This window comes from Enterobacter sp. CPE_E1241, from assembly GCF_045618265.1.
GTDB lineage: Bacteria > Pseudomonadota > Gammaproteobacteria > Enterobacterales > Enterobacteriaceae > Enterobacter > Enterobacter adelaidei.
In genome coordinates this window covers 4,681,314-4,707,734 of the sequence record NZ_JBIWYV010000001.1, presented here as the reverse complement: position 1 = coordinate 4,707,734, position 26,421 = coordinate 4,681,314, and the positions used below count along the sequence as shown (strand labels likewise).

Sequence of the window (26,421 nt, the reverse complement as noted above, 5' to 3'; positions counted from 1 at the left end):
CCGATTTTATCGTCTCAACCCACCATATAAGTGGCGGTTGCGCTGGCAATGTAAACCTGTTCTTCGTTGTGTAATTCAACGCGCGCCACGGCAACTTTATTCCCCGCGCGCAGCAGGCTGCTGGTGCAGGTAAAACGATTTCCGCGCCCAGGACGAAGATAGTCGACACGTAAATCAATAGTGCCCATGCGCGACAGGCGCTGGCGCAGTTCATCTTCATTGATGGTGTCATGACGCGTCAGCGTACTGCCCACGCAGACCAGGCCTGCCGCCACGTCGAGCGCGGAGGCAATCACCCCGCCGTGCAAAATACTTTGTGCCCAGTTGCCCACCATCATCGGCTGGTTGTTGAAACTCAGCTGGGCAAAGTCTTTCTCGTAACGCTCCAGTTCCAGCCCCAGCGCACGGTTAAACGGCATATGGTAGACAAAAATCTCGCCCACGAGTTTTAAAACTTCTTCGGCGGTAAGCATGGCTGACATGAGACATCACATCCTTATTGTTAACGAAATGTTGATTTTATGCCGTGGCAATAAGGAATTCCACTTTCAGAAACGAGGATGCAGCAGTTGTCGCAGAAGTCTGTAGAATGTCCGCCACATAACTATTCAAGTCATCTTAATTTTTTGCAGGAGAACACCACCGATGCGGACGTATCTGGCCTGGTTACTGGTGGCAGTTGCGCTGCCCTTCACAGCAATTGCGCAGGAAGCGACGATTAAAGAGGTGCATGATCAACCTGCCGTTCACGGCAGCATTATCGCGAACCTTCTTCAGGAGCATGACAATCCGTTCACGCTCTATCCTTATGACACCAACTACGTGATTTACACTCAGACCAGCGATCTCAATAAAGAGGCGATAAGCTCCTATAACTGGGCTGATAATGCGCGTAAAGATGAAGTGAAGTATCAGCTCAGCCTCGCATTCCCGTTCTGGCGCGGCATTCTGGGGCCAAACTCGGTATTCGGCGCGTCTTATACGCAGAAATCCTGGTGGCAGTTATCTAACAGCGGGGAGTCATCGCCGTTCCGTGAAACCAACTATGAGCCGCAGCTGTTCCTTGGTTTTGCAACGGATTACGAGTTCGCCGGCTGGACGTTGCGTGACGTCGAGGTAGGTTTCAACCACGATTCAAACGGTCGTTCTGACCCAACGTCACGTAGCTGGAACCGCGCCTACACACGCCTGATGGCGCAGAATGGCAATTTGATGGTGGAAGTGAAGCCGTGGTACGTGGTGGGGAGCACCGATGACAACCCGGATATCACCAAATATATGGGCTACTATCAGCTCAAGATTGGTTATCAACTGGGTGATGCGGTGCTGAGCGCCAAAGGCCAGTACAACTGGAATACCGGCTACGGCGGCGCAGAACTGGGCTTAAGCTACCCGATGACCAAACATGTGCGTATTTATACCCAGGTCTACAGCGGTTACGGCGAGTCGCTTATCGACTATAACTTCAACCAGACCCGCGTGGGTGTGGGCGTGATGCTGAACGATATTTTCTAGACTGCTCGAATGTTTTTGCGTTAAACGTTGAAGTTTCTCTCTCAGGCGCTGAAAATAGCGCCTGTTTCATTTCTGGCATATGGGGTTAATGTGGCGCAGGCGGAAGTATTGAATCAGGAGTCGCTGGCTAAACAGGTTTTGCATGAAACCTTTGGCTACCAGCAGTTCCGCCCTGGCCAGGAAACCATCATTGAAACCGTGCTGGAAGGTCGTGATTGCCTGGTGGTGATGCCGACCGGTGGCGGTAAATCACTCTGTTATCAGGTGCCCGCGCTGGTGCTTAACGGCCTGACGGTCGTGGTATCGCCTCTTATTTCTCTGATGAAAGACCAGGTTGACCAACTGCTTGCCAACGGTGTGGCGGCGGCCTGTCTTAACTCCACGCAGACCCGCGAGCAGCAGCAAGAGGTGATGGCCGGGTGCCGCACCGGGCAGATCCGCCTGCTGTATATCGCGCCGGAACGCCTGATGCTGGATAACTTCCTCGACCATCTAGCGCACTGGAATCCGGTGCTGCTGGCGGTAGATGAAGCACACTGTATTTCCCAGTGGGGACACGATTTCCGCCCGGAATACGCGGCCCTCGGCCAGCTCCGTCAGCGCTTCCCCGAGCTTCCGTTTATGGCGCTTACCGCCACGGCGGACGACACCACGCGGCTGGATATTGTCCGTCTGCTGGGGCTGAACGACCCGTTGATTCAGGTCAGCAGTTTCGATCGCCCGAATATCCGCTACATGCTGATGGAAAAATTCAAGCCGCTGGATCAGCTCTTGCGCTATGTGCAGGAGCAGCGCGGCAAGTCAGGCATTATTTACTGCAACAGCCGCGCAAAAGTGGAAGACACGGCTGCGCGTCTGCAAAACCGTGGCTTTAGCGCTGCGGCTTATCATGCCGGGTTAGAAAACCACATCCGCGCCGACGTGCAGGAGAAATTCCAGCGTGATGACCTGCAAATTGTTGTCGCGACGGTGGCATTTGGGATGGGGATTAATAAACCCAACGTACGCTTTGTTGTGCACTTCGACATTCCGCGAAATATTGAATCCTACTATCAGGAAACCGGCCGCGCCGGGCGTGACGGCCTGCCTGCGGAAGCAATGCTGTTTTACGATCCGGCCGATATGGCATGGCTGCGCCGCTGTCTGGAAGAGAAACCGCAGGGACAGCTGCAGGATATCGAGCGCCATAAGCTCAACGCGATGGGGGCCTTTGCCGAAGCGCAAACCTGCCGCCGTCTGGTGCTGCTCAACTATTTTGGTGAAGGGCGTCAGGAGTCGTGCGGTAATTGCGATATCTGTCTTGATCCTCCTAAACAGTACGATGGTCTGATGGATGCGCGTAAGGCGCTCTCGACCATTTACCGTGTCAATCAACGCTTCGGCATGGGCTACGTGGTTGAAGTGCTGCGCGGCGCCAATAACCAGCGTATCCGCGACATGGGCCACGACAAGTTGCCAGTGTACGGTATTGGCAAAGACCAGAGCCACGAGCACTGGGTCAGTATTATTCGTCAGCTAATTCACCTTGGCTTTGCCACACAGAATATCGCCCAGCACTCCGCACTGCAGCTTACCGAAGCCGCGCGTCCGGTGCTGCGCGGTGATATCGAACTCAAGCTTGCCGTACCACGCGTCATCGCCCTCAAACCGCGCGTGATGCAGAAATCCTACGGTGGCAATTACGACCGTAAGCTGTTCGCCAAACTGCGCAAGCTGCGAAAAGCCATTGCCGATGAAGAGAATATCCCGCCTTATGTCGTCTTCAACGACGCGACGCTGATTGAGATGGCCGAACAGATGCCGCTGACCGCCAGCGAAATGCTCAGCGTCAACGGTGTTGGCACACGTAAGCTCGAGCGCTTTGGTAAGGAGTTTATGGCACTCATTCGCTCTCACGCCGACGGTGATGATGAGGAGTAGTCAGCCGGGCTAAAAAGTGCCAGGATGGTGACTCACTAAATTATTTCCCCGCGAGCGAATTATGTTAATGCTATTTCTCACCGTGGCGTTAGTGCACATCGTTGCGCTGATGAGCCCTGGCCCTGACTTTTTCTTCGTGTCACAAACTGCCGTCAGCCGCTCCCGCAAAGAGGCGATGATGGGAGTACTGGGTATCACCATGGGCGTGATGGTCTGGGCGGCGGTGGCACTGCTCGGTCTGAACCTGATCCTGGCAAAGATGGCCTGGCTGCATAACATCATTATGGTCGGCGGTGGCTTGTATCTGTGCTGGATGGGCTACCAGATGTTGCGCGGGGCGCTGAAGAAAGAAGAGAAAAAACCGGAAGAGCCAAAGGTGGAGCTGGCAACGGGCGGCCGCAGCTTTGTGAAGGGGCTGCTGACCAATCTGGCAAACCCAAAAGCGATTATCTATTTCGGCTCCGTGTTCTCGCTGTTTGTGGGTGATAGCGTTGGTGCGGGCGCACGCTGGGGTATTTTCCTGCTGATCGTCGTTGAGACGTTTGCGTGGTTCACCATTGTTGCAAGCCTGTTTGCCTTACCGGCGATGCGCCGTGGCTATCAGCGCATCGCGAAGTGGATCGACGGCTTTGCCGGCGCGCTGTTCGCTGGCTTTGGTATTCATCTCATCATTTCTCGCTAAGCGTGACGCGCTGATGCAAGCAGCGCGCCCACCAGCATAAACAGCGAACCAAACACTTTATTCAGGGCCTTCATCTGTTTAGGCCCTTTAATCCACGCCGCAATTCGCTGTGCCAGCGTCGCATAACCAATCATCACGATGATATCGACGATAATGGTGGTCGCTCCCAGCACCACATACTGCATCACCTGTGGTTGATGTGGAGCGATAAACTGCGGGAACAGGGCAGCCAGGAAAACAATGCTCTTCGGGTTGGTCAGGTTTACAAATACTGCACGTTTGAACAGACGACCACGGGTTTGCGACTGGGCAAGCGTGTTGAGATTAATCGAACCGGCCGCGCGCCACTGCTGAATACCCAGCCAAATCAGGTACGCTGCACCGGCCCATTTCAGTACTTCGAACGCCAGCACAGAGCGGGAGAACAGCGTCCCCAGACCAATCCCGACCAGCACAATATGAATGCCCAGCCCGGTCTGCAAACCGGCAATCGACGCCGCCGCACCGCGATAGCCGTGGTTGATGGAGGTGGTCATTGTGTTAATAGCACCTGAGCCCGGTGAAAGGCTGAGGATAATGGATGTCAGCAGGTAGGCGAACCACCACTCGAAGGTCATTTGAAGCTCCCGAACCGTCTATTTTTATGCCACAATACGCTATTGTTGAGTCATTTTGTGACCTGTTACGAAAAAACGATATTCCTTGGCTTACGTGAGTGGAAACCCGATGTTTCAGCAGAAAAAGGACTGGGAAACACGAGAAAACGCATTTGCTGCTTTCTCTATGGGGCCGCTGACCGATTTCTGGCGGCAGCGTGAGGAAGATGAGTTTACGGGCGTCGGTGATATTCCGGTACGCTTCGTGCGTTTCCGCAATGTGAAGAACGATCGGGTGATCGTCGTCTGCCCTGGGCGCATTGAGAGCTACATCAAATACGCCGAGCTGGCTTATGATCTTGTCCATCTTGGCTTTGATGTGTTGATTATCGACCATCGTGGGCAGGGGCTTTCTGGTCGTCTGTTATCGGACACGCACCGCGGTCATGTGGATAATTTCAGCGATTATGTCGACGATCTTGCCGCGTTCTGGCAGCAGGAAGTTGAACCTGGTCCATGGCGTAAGCGCTATATTCTGGCGCACTCTATGGGTGGGGCCATCTCTACGCTATTTTTGCAGCGCTATGAGCACCAGTGCGATGCCATTGCGCTTACTGCGCCAATGTATGGCATCGTCATGCGTTTTCCTGACTGGATGGTGCGCCATATTCTCGATTGGGCTGAGGGCCATCAGCGCATTCGTGAAGGCTATGCCATCGGGACGGGGCGCTGGCGTGCATTGCCGTTTGCAATGAACGTGTTAACCCACAGCCGACAGCGTTATCGTCGTAACCTGCGTTTTTATGCCGATGAACCACGCCTGCGCGTTGGCGGTCCGACCTATCATTGGGTGCGGGAAGGTATTCTTGCCGGGGAACAGGTGCTTGCTGGCGCGGGTGATGATGACACGCCAACACTTCTGATTCAGGCTGAAGAAGAGCGTGTGGTGGATAACCGCATGCACGATCGTTTTTGTGAACTCCGCGCTGCTGCCGGTCACCCCTGTGAAGGGGGAAAACCGCTGGTCATCAACGGCGCGTACCATGAGATCCTTTTTGAAAAGGACGCTATGCGCTCAGTCGCGCTCAACGCCATTGTTGAATTTTTCAACAGGCATAACTGATTTTTTTATTGAGGTTAAATTTCCCTATGTACCAGGTTGTTGCATCTGATTTAGATGGCACGCTGCTTTCCCCCGACCACACCCTGTCGCCTTACGCGAAAGAGACCTTAAAGCTTCTGACTGCCCGTGGCGTGAACTTTGTGTTTGCCACTGGCCGCCACCACGTAGACGTGGGGCAGATCCGCGATAATCTGGAAATCAAATCGTACATGATCACCTCTAACGGTGCGCGCGTACACGATACGGACGGCAACCTGATTTTCGCGCATAACCTTGATCGCGATATCGCCGCCGATCTGTTCGGCGTGGTGCACAACAACCCGGATATCGTGACTAACGTCTATCGTGATGATGAGTGGTTTATGAACCGCCACCGCCCTGACGAAATGCGTTTCTTCAAGGAAGCGGTATTCAACTATACCCTGTACGAGCCAGCCCTGCTTGAACCTGAAGGTATCAGCAAGGTGTTCTTCACCTGCGAAAGCCACGAAGAATTGCTGCCGCTGGAGCAGGCGATCAACGCTCGCTGGGGCGACCGTGTTAACGTGAGTTTCTCAACGCTGACCTGTCTGGAAGTGATGGCCGGGGGTGTATCCAAAGGCCACGCGCTGGAAGCGGTTGCGAAGCGTCTGGGCTTCGAGCTGAAAGACTGCATCGCCTTTGGTGACGGTATGAACGATGCCGAAATGCTTTCGATGGCAGGCAAGGGCTGCATTATGGAGAACGCGCACCAGCGTCTGAAAGACCTGCACCCGGAGCTGGAAGTGATCGGCACTAACGGTGACAACGCGGTACCGAAATATCTGCGCAAGCTGTTCCTTGAATAATCTTCATTTGGTTATTTATTGCTCAGTTGTCAACTAAAGAGTTCGCTACAATGCCTGTCCTTCTTTCTGAGAGACAAGCATTGTGGCGCTACTCATTATCACCACTATCCTGTGGGCCTTCTCCTTTAGCCTGATTGGCGAATATCTTGCTGGTTCGGTCGACAGTTATTTCTCGGTGCTGATGCGTGTTGGGTTGGCGGCGCTGGTATTCCTGCCGTTTCTGCGTACGCGCGGGCAATCGCTGAAAACCATTGTGCTGTATATGCTGGTGGGGGCGATGCAGCTCGGCATCATGTATCTGTTCAGCTTTCGGGCCTACGTCTACCTGTCTGTTTCGGAGTTTCTGCTTTTTACCGTACTCACGCCGCTCTATATCACGCTGATTTACGATCTGCTCAGCAAGCGCCGTTTACGCTGGGGATACTTGCTGAGCGCGGCACTGGCAGTTATTGGGGCGGCGATTATTCGCTATGACAAAGTCAGCGACCACTTCTGGACCGGGCTGATGTTCGTCCAGCTCGCCAACATCAGTTTCGCCATCGGTATGGTGGGTTACAAACGTCTGATGGAAACCCGTCCGATGCCGCAGCATAACGCGTTCGCATGGTTCTATATGGGGGCCGCGATTGTCGCGGTAGCGGCGTGGTTCATGCTCGGTAACCCGCAAAAACTGCCGACCACTACGGTGCAATGGAGCGTTCTGGTCTGGCTGGGTGTGGTGGCCTCAGGGCTGGGATACTTCATGTGGAACTACGGCGCGACCCAGGTCGACGCCGGTACGCTGGGGATCATGAACAACGTGCATGTGCCCGCGGGTCTGCTGGTTAACCTTGCAATCTGGCAGCAGCAACCCCACTGGCCGAGTTTCCTTATTGGGGGAACGGTGATCCTGGCTTCACTGTGGGTCCATCGCCGCTGGGTCGCTCCGCGCTCCGCACAAACGGAAGATGGTCGCACGCGTGGTTCCGCGTTGAGCGAATAAACGCCTCCGTAATCGGCTGGCGCTGCTCGCCATCGCGCACGGCGGCGTACAGCCGGCTCCACAGTCCTTCGCCCAGGGTTTTGGTCACCACCAGGCCCTGGCGTTCAAAACTCTCTACCACCCAGTGCGGCAGTGCCGCGATACCCATTCTGGCCGCCACCATCTGAATCAACAACAGGGTGTTATCCACGCTTTTCAACTGCGGGCTAATGCCTGCCGGTTGCAGGAAGTGACGCCAGATATCCAGACGACTGCGCTGAACCGGGTAAATCAGCAGCGTTTCCGTCGCCAGGTCTTCCGGTGTGATGCGCGTTTTGGCCGCCAGCGGATGATCCGGCGCCAGCACCAGACGCACTTCATAATCAAACATTGGGGAGTAGTGCAGGCCGCTGCGCGGCAGAATATCAGAGGTCATGACCAGATCCAGCTCGCCCTGCTGGAGCGAGGGCTGCGGGTCAAACGTCACCCCGGATGTAAAGTCCATCTCCACCTGCGGCCACTTCTGGCGGAAATTCTCAAGTGCGGGGGTCAGCCACTGAATGCAGCTATGACATTCAATGGCGATACGCAGTTTGGTCTGTTGCGGCTCGTTACAGGACTGCAGGGCGCTGGCAATTTGCGGCAGCACCTGATTTGCCAGCTGCAGCAAAATCTCACCCTGAGGCGTAAAGCGTAGCGGCTGGCTCTTGCGTACAAAAAGACGAAAGCCGAGGCGTTGTTCCAGATCGCTGAACTGGTGAGAAAGGGCGGACTGGGTCTGGTGCAGCGAGGCTGCCGCCGCCGCAAGAGAACCGCAGTTCCGCAACGCTTGTAGCGTTTTCAGGTGTTTTATCTCGATCATGAAAGTCCTTCACTTCGCCATGAACATTTTGCGCTTGAGGAATATACAGTAACCGCCAATTATGGATGTGTAAACATCTGGACGTCTAAATACCGAAAATTGACAAGGGGCATGACATGACAATCCGCAATCACACTCTCGGTTTCCCTCGCGTTGGCCTGCGTCGCGAGCTGAAAAAAGCGCAAGAAAGCTACTGGGCGGGTAGTACCACCCGTGAAGAACTGTTGGCCGTTGGACGCGAACTGCGTGCGCGTCACTGGGATCAGCAAAAACAGGCGGGCATTGACCTGCTGCCGGTGGGCGATTTTGCCTGGTACGACCATGTTCTGACGACAAGCCTGCTGCTTGGCAATGTGCCGGCTCGTCATCAGAACAAAGATGGATCGGTAGATATCGACACCCTGTTCCGCATCGGCCGTGGTCGCGCGCCAACAGGTGAGCCAGCGGCAGCGGCTGAAATGACCAAGTGGTTTAATACCAACTATCACTACATGGTGCCGGAGTTCGTTAAAGGTCAGCAGTTCAAACTGACCTGGACGCAATTACTGGATGAGGTGGACGAAGCGCTGGCGCTGGGTCACCAGGTGAAGCCTGTGCTGCTGGGGCCGGTTACTTACCTGTGGCTTGGCAAAGTGAAGGGTGAGCAGTTTGATCGCCTCAGCCTGCTGAACGACATTCTTCCGGTCTACAAACAGGTGCTGATTGAGCTGGGCAAACGCGGTATCCAGTGGGTGCAAATCGACGAACCTGCTCTGGTGCTCGAGTTGCCGCAGGAATGGCTAGATGCCTTCAAACCGGCGTATGACGCACTTGCCGGACAGGTGAAGTTGCTGCTGACTACCTATTTCGAAGGCGTGACGCCAAACCTGAAGACCATCACCGCGCTGCCAGTGCAGGGTCTGCATGTTGACTTTGTACACGGTAAAGATGATGTCGCGGAGCTGCACAAACGCCTGCCTGCGGACTGGCTGCTCTCGGCCGGTGTGGTGAATGGCCGTAACGTCTGGCGTGCCGATCTCACTGAGAAATACGCTCAGGTTAAAGACATCGTCGGCAAACGTGAGTTGTGGGTGGCATCGTCTTGTTCACTGTTGCACAGCCCAATTGATCTCAGCGCTGAAACCCGTCTGGACGCAGAAGTGAAGAGCTGGTTTGCCTTTGCCTTGCAGAAATGTGAGGAGCTGACGCTGCTGCGTGATGCATTGAACACGGGGGACACGGCAGCGATTACCGAATGGAGCGCACCGATCCAGGCGCGCCGTGACTCGGCTCGCGTACACAACCCGGCAGTCGAAAAACGTCTGGCAGCCATCACGGCTCAGGACAGTCAGCGCCAGAGCGCCTATGAAGTGCGCGCTGAAGCCCAGCGCGCTCGCTTTAACCTGCCAGCCTGGCCAACCACGACGATCGGTTCTTTCCCGCAGACTACCGAGATCCGCGGCCTGCGTCTGGACTTCAAAAAGGGCAATCTGGATGCGAATCATTACCGCACCGGTATCGCTGAACACATTAAACAGGCGATTATCGAGCAGGAACGTTTAGGTCTGGATGTTCTGGTGCACGGTGAAGCCGAGCGTAACGACATGGTGGAATACTTTGGTGAACACCTGGACGGTTTCGTGTTTACCCAAAATGGCTGGGTGCAGAGTTACGGTTCCCGCTGCGTGAAGCCGCCGGTGGTGATTGGTGATATCAGCCGTCCGGAAGCGATTACCGTTGAATGGGCGAAGTATGCCCAGTCTCTGACAGATAAACCGGTGAAAGGAATGCTCACGGGTCCGGTAACGATTCTCTGCTGGTCCTTCCCGCGTGAAGATGTGAGCCGCGAAACCATCGCCAAACAGATCGCGCTGGCACTGCGTGATGAAGTGGCGGATCTGGAAGCCGCTGGCATTGGCATTATTCAGATCGATGAACCGGCGCTGCGCGAAGGTTTACCGCTGCGTCGTAGCGACTGGGATGCCTACCTGAAATGGGGCGTGGAGGCTTTCCGCATCAACGCCGCGGTCGCGAAGGATGACACCCAGATCCACACCCACATGTGTTACTGCGAATTTAACGACATCATGGATTCGATAGCCGCGCTGGATGCCGACGTGATCACCATCGAGACATCGCGTTCAGACATGGAACTGCTGGAGTCATTTGAAGAGTTCGACTACCCGAACGAAATAGGACCGGGGGTGTACGACATTCACTCTCCGAACGTGCCGAGCGTGGAGTGGATCGAAGCTCTGCTGAAAAAAGCGGCCCAGCGCATTCCGGCAGAGCGTCTGTGGGTGAACCCGGACTGCGGACTGAAAACCCGCGGCTGGCCGGAAACCCGCGCTGCACTGGCGAACATGGTGCAGGCGGCGCAGAATTTGCGTCAGGCGTAATAAGTTGTAGGCCCGGTAAGGCGTCACCGCCGCCGGGCTTTTTGCTTTTACCCTTTTTTACCGCCGTACTGGCTGAACCACGCCAGCATTCGCTGCCATCCGTCTTTTGCAGATTCCTCGTGATAACTCGGACGATAGTCGGCATTAAATGCGTGCCCGGCATCCGGGTACACCACGATCTCCGCCTTCGCATTTGCCGCGCGGAGCGCATGGCGCATGGTTTCTACCGAATCCAGCGAAATACCGGTGTCCTGACCGCCGTAAAGCCCTAACACGGGGGCATTCAACTCGGTGGCGATATCAACCGGATGTTTCGGTGAATTCAGCGTTTTTTCACCCACCAGTTTGCCGTACCAGGCCACTGCGGCTTTGAGCTGTGGATTATGGGCGGCATACAGCCAACTGATACGCCCTCCCCAGCAGAAACCCGTCACCATCAGACGATGTGCATCACCGCCGTTACGTGCTGCCCAACTGGCAACGTGGTCGAGATCGGCCATGACCTGCGCGTCAGGGACTTTGCTGACCAGGTTGCTGAGTAATGTTGGAATATCGCTGTAGTCGTTCGGATCGCCCTGACGGAAGTAGAGCTCTGGCGCAACGGCCAGATACCCTTCCAGCGCCAGTCGGCGGCAGAGGTCACGGATATGTTCGTGAACACCAAAAATTTCCTGAACCACAATGACGATGGGCAGCGGACCCTCTGCCGATTTTGGCCGCGCGTGGTAAGCCGGCATATTATCCCCCTGCGAGGGGATGGAGGTCTCACCCGCCGTTATGGCCTCTTCGGGCGTTGAAACGATGGTTGAAGCATGCGGGGCTGCAGCAGGTGCAAAACCGATTTTTTCAGTCATGGCATTCTCCGTACCAATGAGTTAGCGCAAAGGTAAATATAGACACCAGGTTAACAACCCACAGTGCCTTAAACGGTCTATCTTTTGTGCAGCACACCACGATATAACTTGTTAATGTGATGTGAATCACTTTTTCATGGAAATTTACTGCAATCATTTTCATTCATGGTGAAGTGCATCACGAAATTATGCGTATTGCTTCTGTAAAGTACCATTTTACTTCTTCTGACTAACCGACCCACAGAGGAGTCACCTATGTCTAAGTCTGATGTTTTTCATCTCGGCCTCACCAAAAACGATTTACAAGGGGCTACGCTCGCTATCGTCCCGGGTGATCCTGAGCGTGTGGAAAAGATCGCCGCGCTGATGGATAAGCCGGTTAAGCTGGCAGCCCATCGTGAATTCACCACCTGGCGTGCAGAGCTGGATGGCAAAGCCGTGATCGTGTGTTCTACCGGTATCGGTGGCCCGTCGACCTCCATTGCTGTTGAAGAGCTGGCGCAACTGGGCATTCGTACTTTCCTGCGTATCGGTACCACCGGCGCTATTCAGCCGCATATCAATGTCGGTGACGTGCTGGTCACCACCGCATCTGTGCGTCTGGACGGGGCAAGCCTGCACTTCGCGCCAATGGAATTCCCGGCAGTGGCAGACTTCGAATGTACCACTGCGCTGGTTGAAGCGGCGAAATCTGTGGGCGCGACCACGCACGTGGGTGTAACTGCCTCTTCCGATACTTTCTACCCAGGCCAGGAGCGCTATGACACCTTCTCTGGTCGCGTGGTGAGCCGTTTCAAAGGTTCTATGGAAGAGTGGCAGTCCATGGGCGTGATGAACTACGAAATGGAATCCGCCACGCTGCTGACCATGTGCGCAAGCCAGGGTCTGCGTGCCGGTATGGTGGCGGGCGTTATCGTCAACCGTACGCAGCAGGAGATCCCGAATGCCGAAACCATGAAGCAGACTGAAAGTCATGCTGTGAAAATCGTGGTTGAAGCGGCGCGTCGCCTGATCTAGTCCTCTCTTCTGCATACAATAAAAGGCCGACACGTTCGGCCTTTATTTTTTGCGTAGCGCCTCGCAGGAAAACCCTTTCAAACTGGACGTTTATACAGCACAATTCTATTTTGTGCGGGTAATACGTTGATGCAGGGGGCATTGTGGATATCTCGATCCTGATTTACGCGGTGATTGCGCTGGTGGGCTTAGGGATTGGCTGGCTCATTTCCAGCTACCAGCATGCACAGCAGAAGGCCGACCAACTGGCCGAGCGAGAAGAGATAGTCGCCGATTTAAGCGCGGCAAAACAGCAAGTTGCTCTGAGCGAGCACTGGCGCGATGAGTGCGAGTTGCTCAACAACGAACTACGCAACCTGCGGGATATCAACACCTCGCTGGAAGCTGATCTCCGCGAAGTGACCACCCGTCTTGAATCCACCCAACTGCATGCGGAAGACAAAATCCGTCAGATGATCAACAGCGAGCAACGCCTCAGCGAACAGTTTGAAAACCTCGCCAACCGCATTTTCGAGCACAGCAACCGCCGCGTTGATGAACAGAATCGCCAGAGCCTGAACAGCCTTCTGACGCCTCTGCGTGAACAGCTGGACGGTTTTCGTCGTCAGGTGCAGGACAGTTTTGGTCAGGAGGCTCGCGAGCGGCACACGCTGGCGCATGAGATTCGCAATCTTCAGCAACTGAATGCACAGATGGCACAGGAGGCGGTCAACCTGACTCGCGCGCTGAAAGGGGATAACAAAACCCAGGGAAACTGGGGGGAAGTGGTCCTGACCCGCGTGCTCGAGGCCTCAGGCCTGCGTGAAGGTTATGAGTATGAGACTCAGGTCAGCATCGAAAATGATGCTCGCTCGCGCATGCAGCCCGATGTCATAGTGCGTCTGCCTCAGGGCAAAGACGTTGTCATCGACGCCAAAATGACGCTGGTGGCATATGAGCGCTACTTTAATGCGGAAGATGATTACACCCGAGAGTCGGCATTGCAGGAGCATATTGCTTCCGTGCGTAACCATATCCGTCTGCTGGGCCGAAAAGACTACCAGCAACTGCCGGGCCTGCGCTCGCTGGATTATGTGCTGATGTTCATTCCGGTTGAACCAGCCTTCCTGCTGGCACTCGACAGGCAGCCTGAACTGATCACCGAAGCACTGAAAAATAACATTATGCTGGTCAGCCCGACCACGTTGCTGGTGGCCTTGCGAACCATTGCGAACCTGTGGCGCTATGAACACCAGAGCCGCAATGCGCAACAGATTGCCGATCGAGCCAGCAAGCTGTACGACAAAATGCGTCTGTTCGTGGACGATATGTCCTCGGTCGGGCAAAGCCTTGACCGCGCGCAGGATAACTACCGTCAGGCAATGAAAAAACTCTCCTCCGGACGTGGCAACTTACTGGCACAAGCTGAGGCATTCCGTAGTCTGGGCGTCGAAGTAAAACGCGAGATTAATCCGGAACTGGTTGAACAGGCCACGTCGCAGGACGAGGAGTTCCGCCTGCGTGAAGGCAGTGCTGAACAAACGACAAACAGTGAAGACAACGATTTAGCAGCGGAATTATCGCCAGATGAGCAGCCGACGCGTTTGTTTCGCGGTGGTTGAATCGTAGGGCAAACGCGTCCAATCTGGTACACTTCACAAACATTTTACTGATAAGCAGGCTCTGAGATGGTTGACGATTCACAAGACACGACGCACTTTGGTTTTCAGACTGTTGCCAAAGCGCAGAAAGCTGACATGGTGGCCCACGTATTTCACTCTGTGGCGGCGAAGTACGATGTGATGAATGACTTGATGTCATTCGGTATTCATCGCTTGTGGAAGCGCTTCACCATCGACTGCAGCGGTGTGCGTCGTGGACAAACGGTGCTTGATTTAGCTGGCGGTACGGGCGATTTAACCGCGAAATTCTCTCGCCTGGTAGGCGAAACTGGCCGTGTCGTTCTGGCAGATATTAATGATTCAATGCTGAAAATGGGACGCGAAAAGCTGCGTAACATCGGCGTGGTGGGGAATGTGGAATATGTGCAGGCGAACGCCGAAGCGCTGCCATTCCCGGACAACACTTTTGACTGCATTACCATCTCCTTCGGTCTGCGTAACGTCACTGATAAAGAGAAAGCGCTGCGCTCTATGTACCGCGTGCTGAAGCCGGGTGGACGTCTGCTGGTGCTTGAGTTCTCTAAACCGATTATTGAACCACTGAGCAAAGCTTACGACGCTTATTCATTCCACGTGCTCCCTCGCATTGGTGAGCTGGTGGCAAACGACGCGGAAAGCTACCGTTATCTGGCTGAATCTATTCGTATGCACCCGGATCAGGACACATTAAAAGCCATGATGCAGGATGCGGAATTTGAGAACGTTGAATATTTCAACCTGACGGCGGGTGTCGTCGCGCTGCATCGCGGTTACAAATTCTGAGTGGAGGTGTCTTGTGCCCTTTAAACCCCTGGTCACTGCTGGCATCGAGAATGTACTGAATGCCTTTCTGTATCGCGCCCCGGCGCTGAAAGCTGCACGTCAGCGGCTTAACGGGAAGGTATTACGCATTGTTTTAAAAGAGTTCTCGACGCCGCTGGTGCTGGTTTTCAGCGAACGCCAGCTTGACGTTCTGGGTGAGTGGGAGGGTGAAGCCGACTGCTCTGTTATCACGCACATGAGCGTGTTGCCAAAATTACGCGACCGCCAGCAATTAACTGCACTGATCCGCAGCGGTGAGCTGGAAGTGGAAGGTGACATTCAGGTTGTACAGAATTTCGTTGCGCTCAGTGACCTTGCCGAGTTCGACCCCGCAGAGCTGCTTGCACCTTTTGTTGGTGACATTGCCGCCGAAGGGGTCGGTAAAGCTATTCATGGTGGGGCGGCTTTTTTGCGTAAAAACCTGCAACGGCAACAACGCTATGCGGCGGAAGTGCTGACGGAAGAGTGGCGTATGGCCCCTGGACCACTGGAAGTGGCGTGGTTTGCGGAAGAGACCGCTGCTGTTGAACGTGCGGTTGATGCGTTAACCAAACGGCTGGAAAAACTGGAGGGCAAATGACGCCTGGTGAAATGCGGCGCCTCTATTTCATTATTCGCATCTTTTTGAGCTACGGGCTCGACGAGCTTATCCCTAAAATGCGTATCACGCTGCCGCTTCGTATCTGGCGGCGGATGCTGTTCTGGATGCCTAATCGACATAAGGGACAGCCGCTGGGTGAACGTCTGCGTCTGGCGCTGCAGGAGCTCGGTCCGGTCTGGATTAAATTCGGTCAGATGCTTTCGACTCGCCGCGATCTCTTCCCGCCTCTGATTGCGGATGAGCTGGCGATGCTGCAGGATCGCGTTGCACCGTTTGACGGCGCACGCGCGAAAAAGCAGATCGAAGAGGCGATGGGCAACATTCCCGTCGAAACCTGGTTTGACGATTTCGACATCCAGCCTCTGGCGTCGGCCTCTATCGCACAAGTCCACACAGCACGTCTGAAAGAAAACGGTAAAGAAGTTGTCATTAAGGTTATTCGCCCGGACATCCTGCCGATCATCAAAGCGGACATGAAGCTGATTTACCGGTTGGCCCGTTGGGTGCCCCGTTTGCTGCCTGATGGACGTCGTCTGCGCCCGATGGAAGTGGTGCGGGAATATGAAAAAACTCTGATTGATGAGCTTAATCTGCTGCGTGAATCGGCAAACGCCATTCAGCTGCGTCGCAACTTTGAAAACAGCCCGATGCTCTACGTACCCGAAGTCTATTCTGACTACTGTAGCCAGAATATGATGGTAATGGAGCGTATTTACGGTATTCCCGTCTCGGATGTGACGGCCCTGGAGAAACAGGGAACGAACATGAAGTTGCTGGCCGAACGTGGCGTACAGGTCTTCTTTACCCAGGTGTTCCGCGATAGCTTCTTCCATGCGGACATGCACCCGGGCAATATCTTCGTGAGCTACGAACATCCTGAGAATCCGAAGTATATCGGTATCGACTGTGGGATTGTGGGGTCGTTGAACAAAGAAGATAAACGCTATCTTGCTGAGAATTTCATCGCTTTCTTCAACCGCGACTACCGTAAGGTGGCCGAGCTGCACGTCGATTCCGGATGGGTCCCGCCGGATACCAACGTCGAAGAGTTTGAGTTTGCCATTCGAACCGTCTGCGAACCGATTTTTGAAAAACCGCTGGCGGAAATTTCCTTCGGGCATGTGCTGTTAAACCTGTTCAACACGGCTCGCCGTTTTAATATGGAAGTTCAGCCACAGCTAGTTTTACTTCAGAAAACATTACTTTACGTTGAGGGTGTAGGCCGACAGCTCTATCCTCAGTTAGACTTGTGGAAGACTGCGAAACCTTTCCTTGAATCCTGGATTAAAGATCAGGTTGGCATTCCGGCGCTGGTGCGTTCACTGAAAGAGAAAGGCCCGTTCTGGATCGAAAAAATGCCTGAAATTCCTGAACTGGTTTACGACAGTTTGCGTCAGAGCAAGAACCTTCAGCACAGCATGGATAAAATCGCCCGCGAACTTCAGTCCAGCCGTGCTCGCCAGGGTCAGTCACGCTATCTTTTTGGGATTGGAGCAACGCTGCTGCTAAGTGGTACGCTGCTTCTGATCAACCGTCCGGACTGGCAGATGATGCCCGCCTGGTTGATGGCTGGCGGCGTGGTTGTCTGGCTCGTTGGCTGGAGAAAGACGCGCTGATTTTGCGTCGCTATCGACAGGTTGCATACGTATAATGCGACCTGACTAATTAATCATCTATCCCTGAGGAACATGTATGGGTGGTATCAGTATCTGGCAATTGTTGATCATTGCCGTCATCGTCGTGCTGCTGTTCGGCACCAAAAAGCTCGGTTCTATCGGTTCCGATCTGGGCGCGTCTATCAAAGGCTTCAAGAAAGCGATGAGCGATGATGAGAGCAAGCAGGATAAAACCAGCCAGGACGCTGACTTTACTGCTAAATCCATCTCCGACAAGCAAGACGAAACCAAAAAGGAAGACGCTAAACGCCACGATAAAGAGCAGGTGTAAGTCGTGTTCGACATTGGTTTTAGTGAGCTGCTGCTGGTCTTTGTGATTGGCCTGATCGTTTTGGGGCCGCAGCGTCTGCCGGTGGCGGTGAAAACTGTTGCGGGCTGGGTTCGTGCGCTGAGATCGCTGGCATCGACCGTTCAGAATGAGCTGGCGCAGGAACTTAAGTTGCAGGAGTTTCAGGAAAGCCTGAAAAAGGTAGAGAAGGCGAGCATGGATAACCTGACGCCGGAACTGAAAGCCTCAATGGATGAGCTGCGCGAAGCGGCGGAATCAATGAAGCGCTCCTATAGCATTAACGATCCTGAAAAAGCGAGTGATGAAGCGAACACCATCCATAACCCGGTGGTTAAGGGCAGCGAGGAGCAGCGCGAGGGCGTAACGCCTGCCAGCGCTGAACATCAGGCTGTAGCGCCTGAACAAACGCCGCAGGAACCTGAACCGAAAAAACAGGCGCAGCCGGAAGAGCCAGCGGTAAAAGCGGCTGAAGTTAAGCCCGTCGCGCCTGTTTCCGAATCATCCCCATCGTCGAGTGATAAAGCGTAAACATGGCAGTAGATGATACTCAACCGCTTATTACGCACCTTATAGAGCTGCGTAAGCGACTGTTAAACTGCATTATTGCAGTTTTACTCATATTCCTGTGTCTGGTCTACTTCGCCAATGACATCTATCAAGTGGTCTCTGCGCCGCTGATCAAGCAGATGCCGCTGGGGGCAACGATGATTGCAACAGATGTTGCATCACCGTTTTTCACCCCTATTAAGCTTACTTTCTGGGTATCGTTGATTGCGTCTGCGCCGATCATTCTTTACCAGGTGTGGGCGTTTGTGGCGCCGGCACTGTACAAACACGAACGCAAGCTGGTGATCCCGCTGCTGGTATCCAGCTCGCTGCTGTTCTATATCGGCATGGCGTTTGCCTATTTCGTTGTCTTCCCGCTGGCCTTTGGCTTCCTGACGCATACCGCGCCGGAAGGTGTCCAGGTGTCGACGGATATCGCTAGCTACCTCAGTTTTGTGATGGCACTGTTTATGGCCTTTGGCGTGGCATTCGAAGTGCCGGTGGCCATTGTGTTGCTTTGCTGGGTAGGGGTGACTACGCCTGATGATCTGCGTAAGAAGCGTCCGTATATCCTGGTCGGTGCATTTGTGGTTGGCATGCTGCTGACACCGCCGGATGTGTTCTCCCAGACGCTGCTGGCCATACCGATGTATTGCCTGTTCGAGGTCGGTGTCTTCTTCTCGCGTTTCTATGTGGGTAAAGGACGTCGAACAGATGACGAAGACGATACGTCAGACAAGACCACTGAAGAGTAAAATCAACCGCCCGTCAGGGCGGTTGTTATATGGAGATTCGCATGTTTGATATTGGACTCAACCTGACCAGCTCGCAGTTTGCGAAAGATCGTGATGAGGTCGTTGCACGTGCGTTTGCTGCTGGAGTGAAAGGACTGTTGCTGACAGGAACCAACCTGCATGAAAGCGAGCAGGCGCAGCTGTTGGCGCAACGCTACGAGCGCTGCTGGTCGACCGCTGGTGTACATCCTCATGACAGCAGCCAGTGGACTGCGGAAAGTGGCGATACCCTGTACAGGCTGGCGAAGATGCCAGAAGTGGTGGCGATCGGCGAATGCGGTCTCGATTTCAACCGTAACTTTTCCACGCCTGAAGAGCAGGAAAAAGCGTTCACGGCCCAGCTTGTGCTGGCTGCTGAGCTTGGAATGCCCGTATTTATGCACTGCCGCGATGCGCATGAGCGTTTCCTGGCACTTCTGGATCCGTGGCTGGAGAAACTGCCCGGCGCGGTACTGCACTGCTTCACCGGCTCACGGCAGGAAGCGCTGGATTGCCTGGCGCGAGGGCTTTATCTGGGCATTACCGGCTGGGTTTGTGATGAGCGCCGCGGGCTTGAGCTTCGCGAGTTGTTGCCGGTGATCCCGGCTGATCGTTTGCTCCTGGAAACGGATGCGCCTTATCTGCTGCCGAGAGACATGCAACCCAAACCGACATCGCGGCGAAATGAACCTGCACATCTTGGGCACATCGTTGAAAGCGTGGCGAAATGGCGCGGAGAAGATCCCCACTGGCTTTCCGCGCAGACGGATGACAACGTGCGTCACCTGTTTGGGATCGATTTTTAAACTTTGCGGAAGTCGGTGTTTTTAACGCTTTGCAGAACCTGTTTGTTCAGCAGGTTGAGCAACAGCATGGAGCGTGCTTCACCGTCCGGTTCAGCGAAAATCGCCTGCAACCCTTCGAAAGCACCTTCCGTGATGACGACGCAGTCCCCTGAGTAAGGAGTTTCCGGGTCGGTGATACCTTCGGGTTGTTGATAAACCGATAGTTGATGGATCACCGTTGACGGAACCATTGCCGGGCTGGTACCAAAGCGTACAAAGTGGCTGACACCGCGTGTGGCGCTAATGGTCGTGGTGTGGATCACTTCCGGGTCGAACTCCACGAACAGATAGTTCGGAAATAAGGGTTCACTGACGGTTGTGCGCTTCCCGCGCTGCATTTTTTCAAGCGTGATCACGGGTGTCAGGCAATTTACAGACTGACGTTCAAGATGTTCCTGCGCGCGCTGAAGCTGCCCGCGTTTGCAATAAAGTAAATACCAGGCCTGCATAATCACTCTTTCCCTTAGTTCGGGGCGCAAGCATATCAAAACCCTGGCGGGATCGCTAAGTTGATTATAATGGGGGAAAATGGAACAGAACGCATAAGTTCACGCTAATTTAACAAAATTACAGCATCAAGCAGGCTTACGCCGTATAATGAAGCGCTTACAGAGAGGCCATGACTAACTGCATGAAATACCACGATCTCCGCGACTTCCTGACGCTGCTGGAAAAGCAGGGTGAACTCAAACGCATTACACTTCCTGTTGATCCTTATCTGGAGATGACAGAAATTGCTGACCGCACCCTGCGTGCCGGTGGCCCCGCATTACTGTTTGAAAATCCGAAAGGGTACGCCATGCCGGTGTTGTGCAACCTGTTTGGTACTCCACGTCGTGTTGCATTGGGGATGGGGCAGGAAGACGTTACGGCGCTGCGTGAAGTGGGTAAACTGCTGGCGTTTCTGAAAGAGCCAGAGCCGCCGAAAGGCTTCCGCGATCTGTTCGACAAATTGCCACAGTTTAAGCAAGTATTGAACATGCCAACTAAACGCCTGCGCGGCGCGCCGTGCCAGCAGAAAGTGCTGGAAGGCGATGCGGTTGATCTGACCAAAATCCCTATTATGCAGTGCTGGCCTGAGGATGCTGCTCCGCTGATCACCTGGGGGTTGACGGTTACGCGCGGCCCTCACAAAGAGCGGCAAAATCTCGGTATTTACCGTCAGCAATTAATTGGCAAGAATAAACTCATCATGCGCTGGCTGTCGCATCGCGGCGGCGCGCTGGATTTCCAGGAGTGGTGTGCTGAGCATCCGGGTGAACGTTTCCCTGTCTCTGTCGCGTTAGGTGCCGATCCGGCCACCATTCTGGGTGCGGTGACCCCCGTGCCGGATACACTCTCTGAATACGCGTTTGCAGGCCTGCTGCGCGGAACCAAAACCGAAGTCGTGAAGTGTATTTCTAACGATCTCGAAGTTCCGGCCAGTGCGGAAATTGTGCTGGAAGGTTACATTGAGCAGGGTGAAATGGCGCCAGAAGGCCCTTACGGCGACCATACCGGCTATTACAACGAAGTGGATAACTTCCCGGTGTTTACCGTTACGCACATTACACAGCGTGAAGATGCGATCTATCACTCCACCTATACCGGACGTCCACCGGACGAACCGGCGGTACTGGGAGTGGCGCTGAATGAAGTGTTTGTGCCGATCCTGCAAAAGCAGTTCCCGGAAATTGTTGATTTTTATCTGCCGCCTGAAGGATGCTCATATCGCATGGCGGTGGTCACGATGAAGAAACAGTATCCTGGTCACGCGAAACGCGTGATGATGGGCGTATGGTCTTTCCTGCGCCAGTTTATGTATACCAAGTTTGTTATTGTCTGCGATGATGATGTTAACGCCCGCGACTGGAATGACGTAATCTGGGCCATTACCACGCGAATGGACCCGGCGCGCGATACGGTGTTAGTCGAAAACACGCCGATAGATTACCTGGATTTTGCCTCGCCGGTTTCCGGTCTTGGCTCAAAAATGGGACTGGATGCCACCAATAAATGGCCTGGCGAAACCGATCGTGAATGGGGTCGCCCGATCAAAAAAGATCCTGCAGTGACCGCGCGAATTGACGCGATCTGGGACGAGCTGGCCATAATGAATAACGGTAAACCCTGAGCTTGACCGTTAAGCCCTATAGACTTCCCGACAGAGAGAGCGAATGACAACCTTAAGCTGTAAAGTGACCTCGGTAGATGCCATCACCGACACCGTATATCGCGTCCGTTTAGTGCCAGAAGCGCCATTCTCTTTCCGCGCGGGTCAGTACCTGATGGTCGTGATGGATGAGCGTGATAAGCGTCCTTTCTCTATGGCCTCAACGCCAGCGGAGCAGGAATTTATTGAGCTTCATATTGGTGCGTCAGAGCTTAACCTGTATGCGATGGCCGTCATGGACCGCATTCTTAAAGAGCGTGAGATTGTGGTCGACATTCCTCATGGTGATGCATGGCTGCGCGATGACGAAGACCGTCCGCTGATCCTGATCGCGGGCGGTACGGGCTTCTCTTATGTGCGCTCTATTCTGCTGACCGCACTGGCGCGTAACCCGGACCGTGACATCACCATTTACTGGGGTGGCCGTGAAGAGAAACATCTCTATGACCTGTCTGAACTGGAAGCGCTGAGCGTAACCCATCCTAACCTGCGCATAGAGCCGGTGGTTGAGCAGCCGGAAGAAGGCTGGCGTGGACGCAGCGGTACGGTACTGACGGCGGTGCTACAGGATCATGGCACACTGGCAGGGCACGATATCTATATCGCTGGCCGTTTTGAGATGGCGAAAATTGCCCGTGACTTGTTCTGTAACGAACGTGATGCGCGTGAAGACCGTCTCTTCGGCGATGCTTTTGCCTTCATCTAAATAAAAAACCCGCCCCTGACAGGCGGGAAGAACGGCAACTAAACTGTCTCTCTTCGCCAATGACGCCATAACTGCGTTGGCTGCGCTCGTTCACCCGAATCACTTACTTGAGTAAGCTCATCGGGATTCGCTCGCTTGCCGCCTTGTTCTGACGGCATTGGCTTTGAGATACTTTTCCTGATTTACACTCTCTCAAACACCGTCGCGATACCCTGACCCAGCCCGATACACATCGTTGCCAGACCAAACTGGGCATCTTTGCGCTCCATCAGGTTAATCAGCGTGGTACTGATACGCGCCCCGGAGCAGCCCAGCGGGTGACCGAGGGCGATCGCACCGCCGTTGAGGTTAATCTTCTCGTCGATCTGATCCATGAGCCCCAGATCTTTAATGCACGGCAGGATCTGCGCGGCGAAGGCTTCGTTCATCTCAAACAGGTCAATATCACTGGCGGTTAATCCTGCTTTTTTCAGCGCCAGCTTCGAAGCTGGAACCGGACCGTAACCCATGATGGAAGGATCGCAACCCACGACCGCCATTGAACGTACCCGGGCGCGAGGGGTTAAACCTAACTCGCGGGCACGGCTTTCGCTCATCACCAGCATTGCAGCAGCCCCGTCGGACAGCGCGGACGAAGTTCCTGCCGTTACTGTACCTGTGACAGGATCAAATGCCGGACGCAGCGTGGAAAGGGCTTCGACCGTGGTTTCCGGGCGGATCACTTCGTCGTAGCTGAACTGCTTCAGAACGCCGTCTGCATCATGACCACCGGTTGGGATGATCTCATTCTTAAACGCACCGGACTGTGTCGCCGCCCATGCGCGAGCGTGAGAGCGTGCGGCAAAGGTATCCTGCATTTCACGGCTAATACCGTGCAGGCGGGAGAGCATCTCTGCGGTCAGGCCCATCATCCCCGCCGCTTTTGCTACGTTGCGGCTCATACCCGGGTGGAAATCGACCCCATGGCTCATCGGTACGTGCCCCATGTGCTCCACGCCACCGACCAGGCAGGCCTGAGCATCGCCGGTCATGATCATACGTGCTGCATCATGTAACGCCTGCATTGAGGAACCGCAAAGACGGTTGACGGTGACTGCCGGAACCGAATGTGGGATCTCCGCCAGCAGCGAGGCGTTACGGGCGATGTTGAAGCCTTGCTCCAGGGTCTGCTGTACGCAGCCCCAGTAGATATCGTCGAGCGCGGTTGGGTCCAGCGCCGGGTTACGCGCCAGCAGGCTACGCATCAGGTGCGCGGAGAGGTCTTCCGCACGCACGTTACGGAATGCACCGCCTTTTGAACGGCCCATCGGGGTGCGAATCGCATCAACAATGACAACCTTTTCCATTGTGACTCCTTAAGCCGTTTTCAGCTCGCCAACCGGACGGGCTGGCTCAACTGCTGGATAGTAGGGTTCGTTATGGCGCGCTTTGTTACGCAGCCCTTCCGGCACCTCATAAAGCGGGCCAAGGTGCTGATATTGCTGAGCCATATCGAGATAGCGGGCGCTGCCGAGCGTGTCCAGCCAGCGGAACGCGCCGCCGTGGAACGGAGGGAAGCCCAGTCCGTACACCAGCGCCATGTCTGCTTCTGCCGGGCTGGCAATGATGCCTTCTTCCAGGCAACGCACCACTTCGTTGACCATCGGAATCATCATGCGGGCGATGATCTCATCGTCAGTGAAGTCACGTTTTGGCTGACTAACTTCGGCCAGCAGGCTGTCCACCGCCGCGTCTTCTTCTTTCTTCGGTTTGCCTTTGCTGTCTTCTTTATAACGCCAGAAGCCAAGACCGTTTTTCTGACCGAAGCGGTTAGCGTCGAACAGAGCGTCAATGGCGTCGCGGTAATCTTTCTGCATGCGCTGCGGGAAGCCCGCCGCCATCACCGCCTGGGCGTGATGCGCGGTATCAATGCCGACCACATCCAACAGATACGCCGGGCCCATCGGCCAGCCGAACTGTTTTTCCATCACTTTGTCGATTTTGCGGAAGTCTGCACCGTCTCGCAGCAGCTGGCTGAAACCGGCGAAGTAAGGGAACAGGACGCGGTTGACGAAGAAGCCCGGGCAGTCGTTAACCACGATCGGCGTTTTGCCCATCTTGCTTGCCCACGCCACCACTTTGGCGATGGTTTCGTCTGAGGTTTTTTCCCCACGGATCACTTCGACCAGCGGCATCCGGTGTACCGGGTTGAAGAAGTGCATCCCGCAGAAGTTTTCCGGACGCTTAAGCACGCTCGCCAGTTCGCTGATAGGAATGGTAGAGGTGTTAGAGGCCAGCACGGTATCCGGGCGAACCTTGTCTTCCGTTTCCGCCAGCACCGCTTTTTTAACTTTCGGGTTTTCAACGACGGCTTCGACTACCACGTCAACACGGTCGAAGCCGGTATATTCCAGCACAGGCTGAATGGTGGAGATCACGCCTGCGAGCTTAAGTCCGTCAATTTTTCCGCGTTCCAGCTGTTTATTCAGCAGCTTGGCCGCTTCGGTCATGCCCAGCGTCAGGGATTTCTCGCTGATGTCCTTCATTACCACCGGTACGCCTTTCCAGGCTGACTGATAAGCGATGCCGCCACCCATAATGCCGGCACCGAGTACCGCCGCATGTTTCGGCGTTTCCACATTTTTGGTCAGCTGTTTCGCTTTACCTTTCACGAACTGATCGTTGAGGAAGATGCCAACCAGCGCGCGAGCTTCATTGGTATGTGCCAGCGGGACAAAACTCTGGTTTTCCAGTTTCAGGGCTTCATCGCGGCCAAAGCGGGCCGCAGCTTCAATGGTTTTCACCGCGGTGATGGGGGCAGGGTAGTGTTTACCTGCAGTCTGCATCACCATGCCTTTGGCAATGGTGAAGCTCATGGCGGCTTCAATTTTGCTGAGTTTTAATGGTTCCAGCTTCGGCTGGCGTTTGGCTTTCCAGTCGAGATCGCCGTTAATCGCCTGACGCAGAATGGCGAGTGCGCCTTCAACAAGCTTCTCAGGTTTCACAACGCCGTCGACCAGACCGATTTTCTGCGCCTGTTCTGCGCCAACATCTTTACCTGCGGCAATGATCTCAAGTGCACTGTCGGCACCCAGCATGCGCGGCATACGCACTGACCCCCCAAAGCCCGGCATGATACCCAGCTTGGTTTCCGGCAGGCCGATGCGCAGGTCCGGCGTCGCCAGACGGTAATCAGTGGCTAATACGCATTCGCAGCCACCGCCCAGCGCGTAGCCATTAACGGCGGAAATGGTCGGGACAGGCAGATCTTCCAGACGATTAAAGACGCTGTTAGCAAAGTGCAGCCACTGGCTCAGCTGTTCCTCCGGGACCAGGAACAGAGAAAGGAATTCGGTGATATCGGCACCGACAATAAAGGCCGCTTTGTTCGAACGCAGCAGCAGCCCTTTTAATTCAGGTTGTTTTTCAAGTACATCCAGCGCCTGGCCAAGACTGGCCACCGTCGCGGTATCAAGCTTATTCACTGAGCCGGGGGCATCGAACACCAGTTCGGCAATGCCATCTTCCAGCCAGTTGAGGTACAGGGTGTCGCCTTTGTAGAGCATGTCAGTCTCCTGAATCCAGCAATTGGATCTGGTCATACCAGATGAATCGGAGTGTGGAATTTATGTTAATAAAATGCAAATTACTCATTAA

The 26,421-nt window shown here is 54.6% G+C and carries 25 protein-coding genes; 18 read left to right on the top strand and 7 right to left on the bottom strand.

The genetic code is table 11. The features are described from left to right. Positions 1-14: 14 nt before the first annotated feature. Positions 15-482, bottom strand: coding sequence for an acyl-CoA thioesterase YigI (yigI, locus tag ACJ9Y9_RS23005; protein ID WP_028018184.1), 468 nt, complete (start codon positions 480-482; stop codon positions 15-17). 163 nt (positions 483-645) lie between these two features. On the opposite strand from yigI, the gene pldA reads away from it, so the two are divergent. From pldA to rhtC, 3 genes are all read left to right on the top strand, one after another. Next, positions 646-1,515, top strand: a complete 870-nt coding sequence (gene pldA / locus ACJ9Y9_RS23000) for a phospholipase A (protein WP_028018183.1) — start codon at positions 646-648, stop codon at positions 1,513-1,515. Between the two features lie 90 nt (positions 1,516-1,605). Further along, complete coding sequence (gene recQ / locus ACJ9Y9_RS22995; protein ID WP_028018182.1) at positions 1,606-3,435, top strand: ATP-dependent DNA helicase RecQ; 1,830 nt, start codon at positions 1,606-1,608, stop codon at positions 3,433-3,435. Between the two features lie 61 nt (positions 3,436-3,496). Then, positions 3,497-4,117 (top strand): threonine export protein RhtC, encoded by a 621-nt coding sequence (rhtC, locus tag ACJ9Y9_RS22990; RefSeq protein WP_010426287.1) that lies wholly within the window; start codon positions 3,497-3,499, stop codon positions 4,115-4,117. Here the strand turns inward: rhtC and rhtB are convergent. Continuing rightward, positions 4,114-4,734, bottom strand: a complete 621-nt coding sequence (gene rhtB / locus ACJ9Y9_RS22985) for a homoserine/homoserine lactone efflux protein (RefSeq protein ID WP_028018181.1) — start codon at positions 4,732-4,734, stop codon at positions 4,114-4,116. The two genes, rhtC and rhtB, sit on opposite strands and share 4 nt — an antisense overlap. A gap of 109 nt (positions 4,735-4,843) precedes the next feature. Here rhtB and pldB point away from each other — a divergent pair, with 109 nt between their 5' ends. The 3 genes from pldB (at position 4,844) to ACJ9Y9_RS22970 (ending at position 7,645) form a co-directional block, all read left to right on the top strand. Beyond that, positions 4,844-5,836 carry a lysophospholipase L2 gene (gene pldB / locus ACJ9Y9_RS22980; RefSeq protein ID WP_028018180.1) on the top strand — a complete coding sequence of 331 codons (993 nt, stop codon included), beginning with the start codon at positions 4,844-4,846 and terminating at the stop codon, positions 5,834-5,836. Between the two features lie 26 nt (positions 5,837-5,862). After that, a complete protein-coding gene (yigL, locus tag ACJ9Y9_RS22975; RefSeq protein ID WP_028018179.1) occupies positions 5,863-6,663 on the top strand; it encodes a sugar/pyridoxal phosphate phosphatase YigL in 801 nt (266 codons plus the stop codon). A gap of 82 nt (positions 6,664-6,745) precedes the next feature. Continuing rightward, positions 6,746-7,645, top strand: coding sequence for a carboxylate/amino acid/amine transporter (locus tag ACJ9Y9_RS22970; protein ID WP_032666884.1), 900 nt, complete (start codon positions 6,746-6,748; stop codon positions 7,643-7,645). Here ACJ9Y9_RS22970 and metR read toward each other — a convergent pair. After that, entirely contained in the window at positions 7,533-8,486 is a 954-nt protein-coding gene (gene metR, locus ACJ9Y9_RS22965; protein ID WP_028018178.1) for an HTH-type transcriptional regulator MetR, read from the bottom strand. The two genes, ACJ9Y9_RS22970 and metR, sit on opposite strands and share 113 nt — an antisense overlap. Before the next feature lie 116 nt (positions 8,487-8,602). Between metR and metE the strand changes: the two genes are divergently transcribed. Continuing rightward, positions 8,603-10,864: a 5-methyltetrahydropteroyltriglutamate--homocysteine S-methyltransferase gene (gene metE / locus ACJ9Y9_RS22960; protein ID WP_028018177.1), complete on the top strand. Its 2,262-nt coding sequence runs from the start codon at positions 8,603-8,605 to the stop codon at positions 10,862-10,864. A 47-nt stretch (positions 10,865-10,911) separates the two neighbouring features. Here the strand turns inward: metE and ACJ9Y9_RS22955 are convergent, their stop codons facing one another. Then, positions 10,912-11,718 (bottom strand): dienelactone hydrolase family protein, encoded by an 807-nt coding sequence (locus tag ACJ9Y9_RS22955; RefSeq protein ID WP_028018176.1) that lies wholly within the window; start codon positions 11,716-11,718, stop codon positions 10,912-10,914. 255 nt (positions 11,719-11,973) lie between these two features. Between ACJ9Y9_RS22955 and udp the strand changes: the two genes are divergently transcribed. The 9 genes from udp to tatD all read left to right on the top strand — a co-directional run bounded on the left by udp (position 11,974) and on the right by tatD (position 19,888). Then, positions 11,974-12,735, top strand: a complete 762-nt coding sequence (gene udp / locus ACJ9Y9_RS22950; RefSeq protein WP_003860792.1) for a uridine phosphorylase — start codon at positions 11,974-11,976, stop codon at positions 12,733-12,735. Positions 12,736-12,878: 143 nt separating this feature from the next. Beyond that, positions 12,879-14,336: a DNA recombination protein RmuC gene (rmuC, locus tag ACJ9Y9_RS22945; protein WP_028018175.1), complete on the top strand. Its 1,458-nt coding sequence runs from the start codon at positions 12,879-12,881 to the stop codon at positions 14,334-14,336. A gap of 66 nt (positions 14,337-14,402) precedes the next feature. Continuing rightward, positions 14,403-15,158: a bifunctional demethylmenaquinone methyltransferase/2-methoxy-6-polyprenyl-1,4-benzoquinol methylase UbiE gene (gene ubiE / locus ACJ9Y9_RS22940; RefSeq protein ID WP_008501525.1), complete on the top strand. Its 756-nt coding sequence runs from the start codon at positions 14,403-14,405 to the stop codon at positions 15,156-15,158. A gap of 13 nt (positions 15,159-15,171) precedes the next feature. Further along, a complete protein-coding gene (gene ubiJ, locus ACJ9Y9_RS22935) occupies positions 15,172-15,777 on the top strand; it encodes a ubiquinone biosynthesis protein UbiJ (RefSeq protein ID WP_028018174.1) in 606 nt (201 codons plus the stop codon). Next, positions 15,774-17,414, top strand: a complete 1,641-nt coding sequence (gene ubiB, locus ACJ9Y9_RS22930; protein ID WP_028018173.1) for a ubiquinone biosynthesis regulatory protein kinase UbiB — start codon at positions 15,774-15,776, stop codon at positions 17,412-17,414. Before ubiJ ends, ubiB begins: the two co-directional genes overlap by 4 nt. Positions 17,415-17,490: 76 nt before the next feature. Beyond that, a complete protein-coding gene (gene tatA, locus ACJ9Y9_RS22925; protein ID WP_028018172.1) occupies positions 17,491-17,745 on the top strand; it encodes a Sec-independent protein translocase subunit TatA in 255 nt (84 codons plus the stop codon). A 3-nt stretch (positions 17,746-17,748) separates the two neighbouring features. After that, positions 17,749-18,291 carry a Sec-independent protein translocase protein TatB gene (gene tatB, locus ACJ9Y9_RS22920; protein WP_028018171.1) on the top strand — a complete coding sequence of 181 codons (543 nt, stop codon included), beginning with the start codon at positions 17,749-17,751 and terminating at the stop codon, positions 18,289-18,291. Between the two features lie 2 nt (positions 18,292-18,293). Continuing rightward, positions 18,294-19,064, top strand: coding sequence for a Sec-independent protein translocase subunit TatC (gene tatC / locus ACJ9Y9_RS22915; protein WP_028018170.1), 771 nt, complete (start codon positions 18,294-18,296; stop codon positions 19,062-19,064). Positions 19,065-19,105: 41 nt separating this feature from the next. After that, the gene (gene tatD, locus ACJ9Y9_RS22910) at positions 19,106-19,888 is read left to right on the top strand and encodes a 3'-5' ssDNA/RNA exonuclease TatD (RefSeq protein ID WP_028018169.1); all 783 of its coding nucleotides are present in this window, start codon (positions 19,106-19,108) and stop codon (positions 19,886-19,888) included. Here the strand turns inward: tatD and rfaH are convergent. Then, positions 19,885-20,376: a transcription/translation regulatory transformer protein RfaH gene (gene rfaH / locus ACJ9Y9_RS22905; protein ID WP_028018168.1), complete on the bottom strand. Its 492-nt coding sequence runs from the start codon at positions 20,374-20,376 to the stop codon at positions 19,885-19,887. The two genes, tatD and rfaH, sit on opposite strands and share 4 nt — an antisense overlap. A 170-nt stretch (positions 20,377-20,546) precedes the next feature. Between rfaH and ubiD the strand changes: the two genes are divergently transcribed. Together ubiD and fre are read left to right on the top strand one after the other, a co-directional pair. Continuing rightward, positions 20,547-22,040, top strand: a complete 1,494-nt coding sequence (gene ubiD, locus ACJ9Y9_RS22900) for a 4-hydroxy-3-polyprenylbenzoate decarboxylase (RefSeq protein WP_028018167.1) — start codon at positions 20,547-20,549, stop codon at positions 22,038-22,040. Positions 22,041-22,083: 43 nt separating this feature from the next. Continuing rightward, positions 22,084-22,785, top strand: a complete 702-nt coding sequence (gene fre, locus ACJ9Y9_RS22895) for an NAD(P)H-flavin reductase (protein WP_008501516.1) — start codon at positions 22,084-22,086, stop codon at positions 22,783-22,785. A gap of 182 nt (positions 22,786-22,967) precedes the next feature. Here the strand turns inward: fre and fadA are convergent, their stop codons facing one another. Together fadA and fadB are read right to left on the bottom strand one after the other, a co-directional pair. Further along, positions 22,968-24,131: an acetyl-CoA C-acyltransferase FadA gene (gene fadA, locus ACJ9Y9_RS22890; RefSeq protein ID WP_028018166.1), complete on the bottom strand. Its 1,164-nt coding sequence runs from the start codon at positions 24,129-24,131 to the stop codon at positions 22,968-22,970. A 9-nt stretch (positions 24,132-24,140) separates the two neighbouring features. Beyond that, on the bottom strand, positions 24,141-26,330 hold the full coding sequence (gene fadB / locus ACJ9Y9_RS22885) for a fatty acid oxidation complex subunit alpha FadB (protein WP_028018165.1): 2,190 nt from the start codon (positions 26,328-26,330) through the stop codon (positions 24,141-24,143). Between the last annotated feature and the right edge of the window lie 91 nt (positions 26,331-26,421).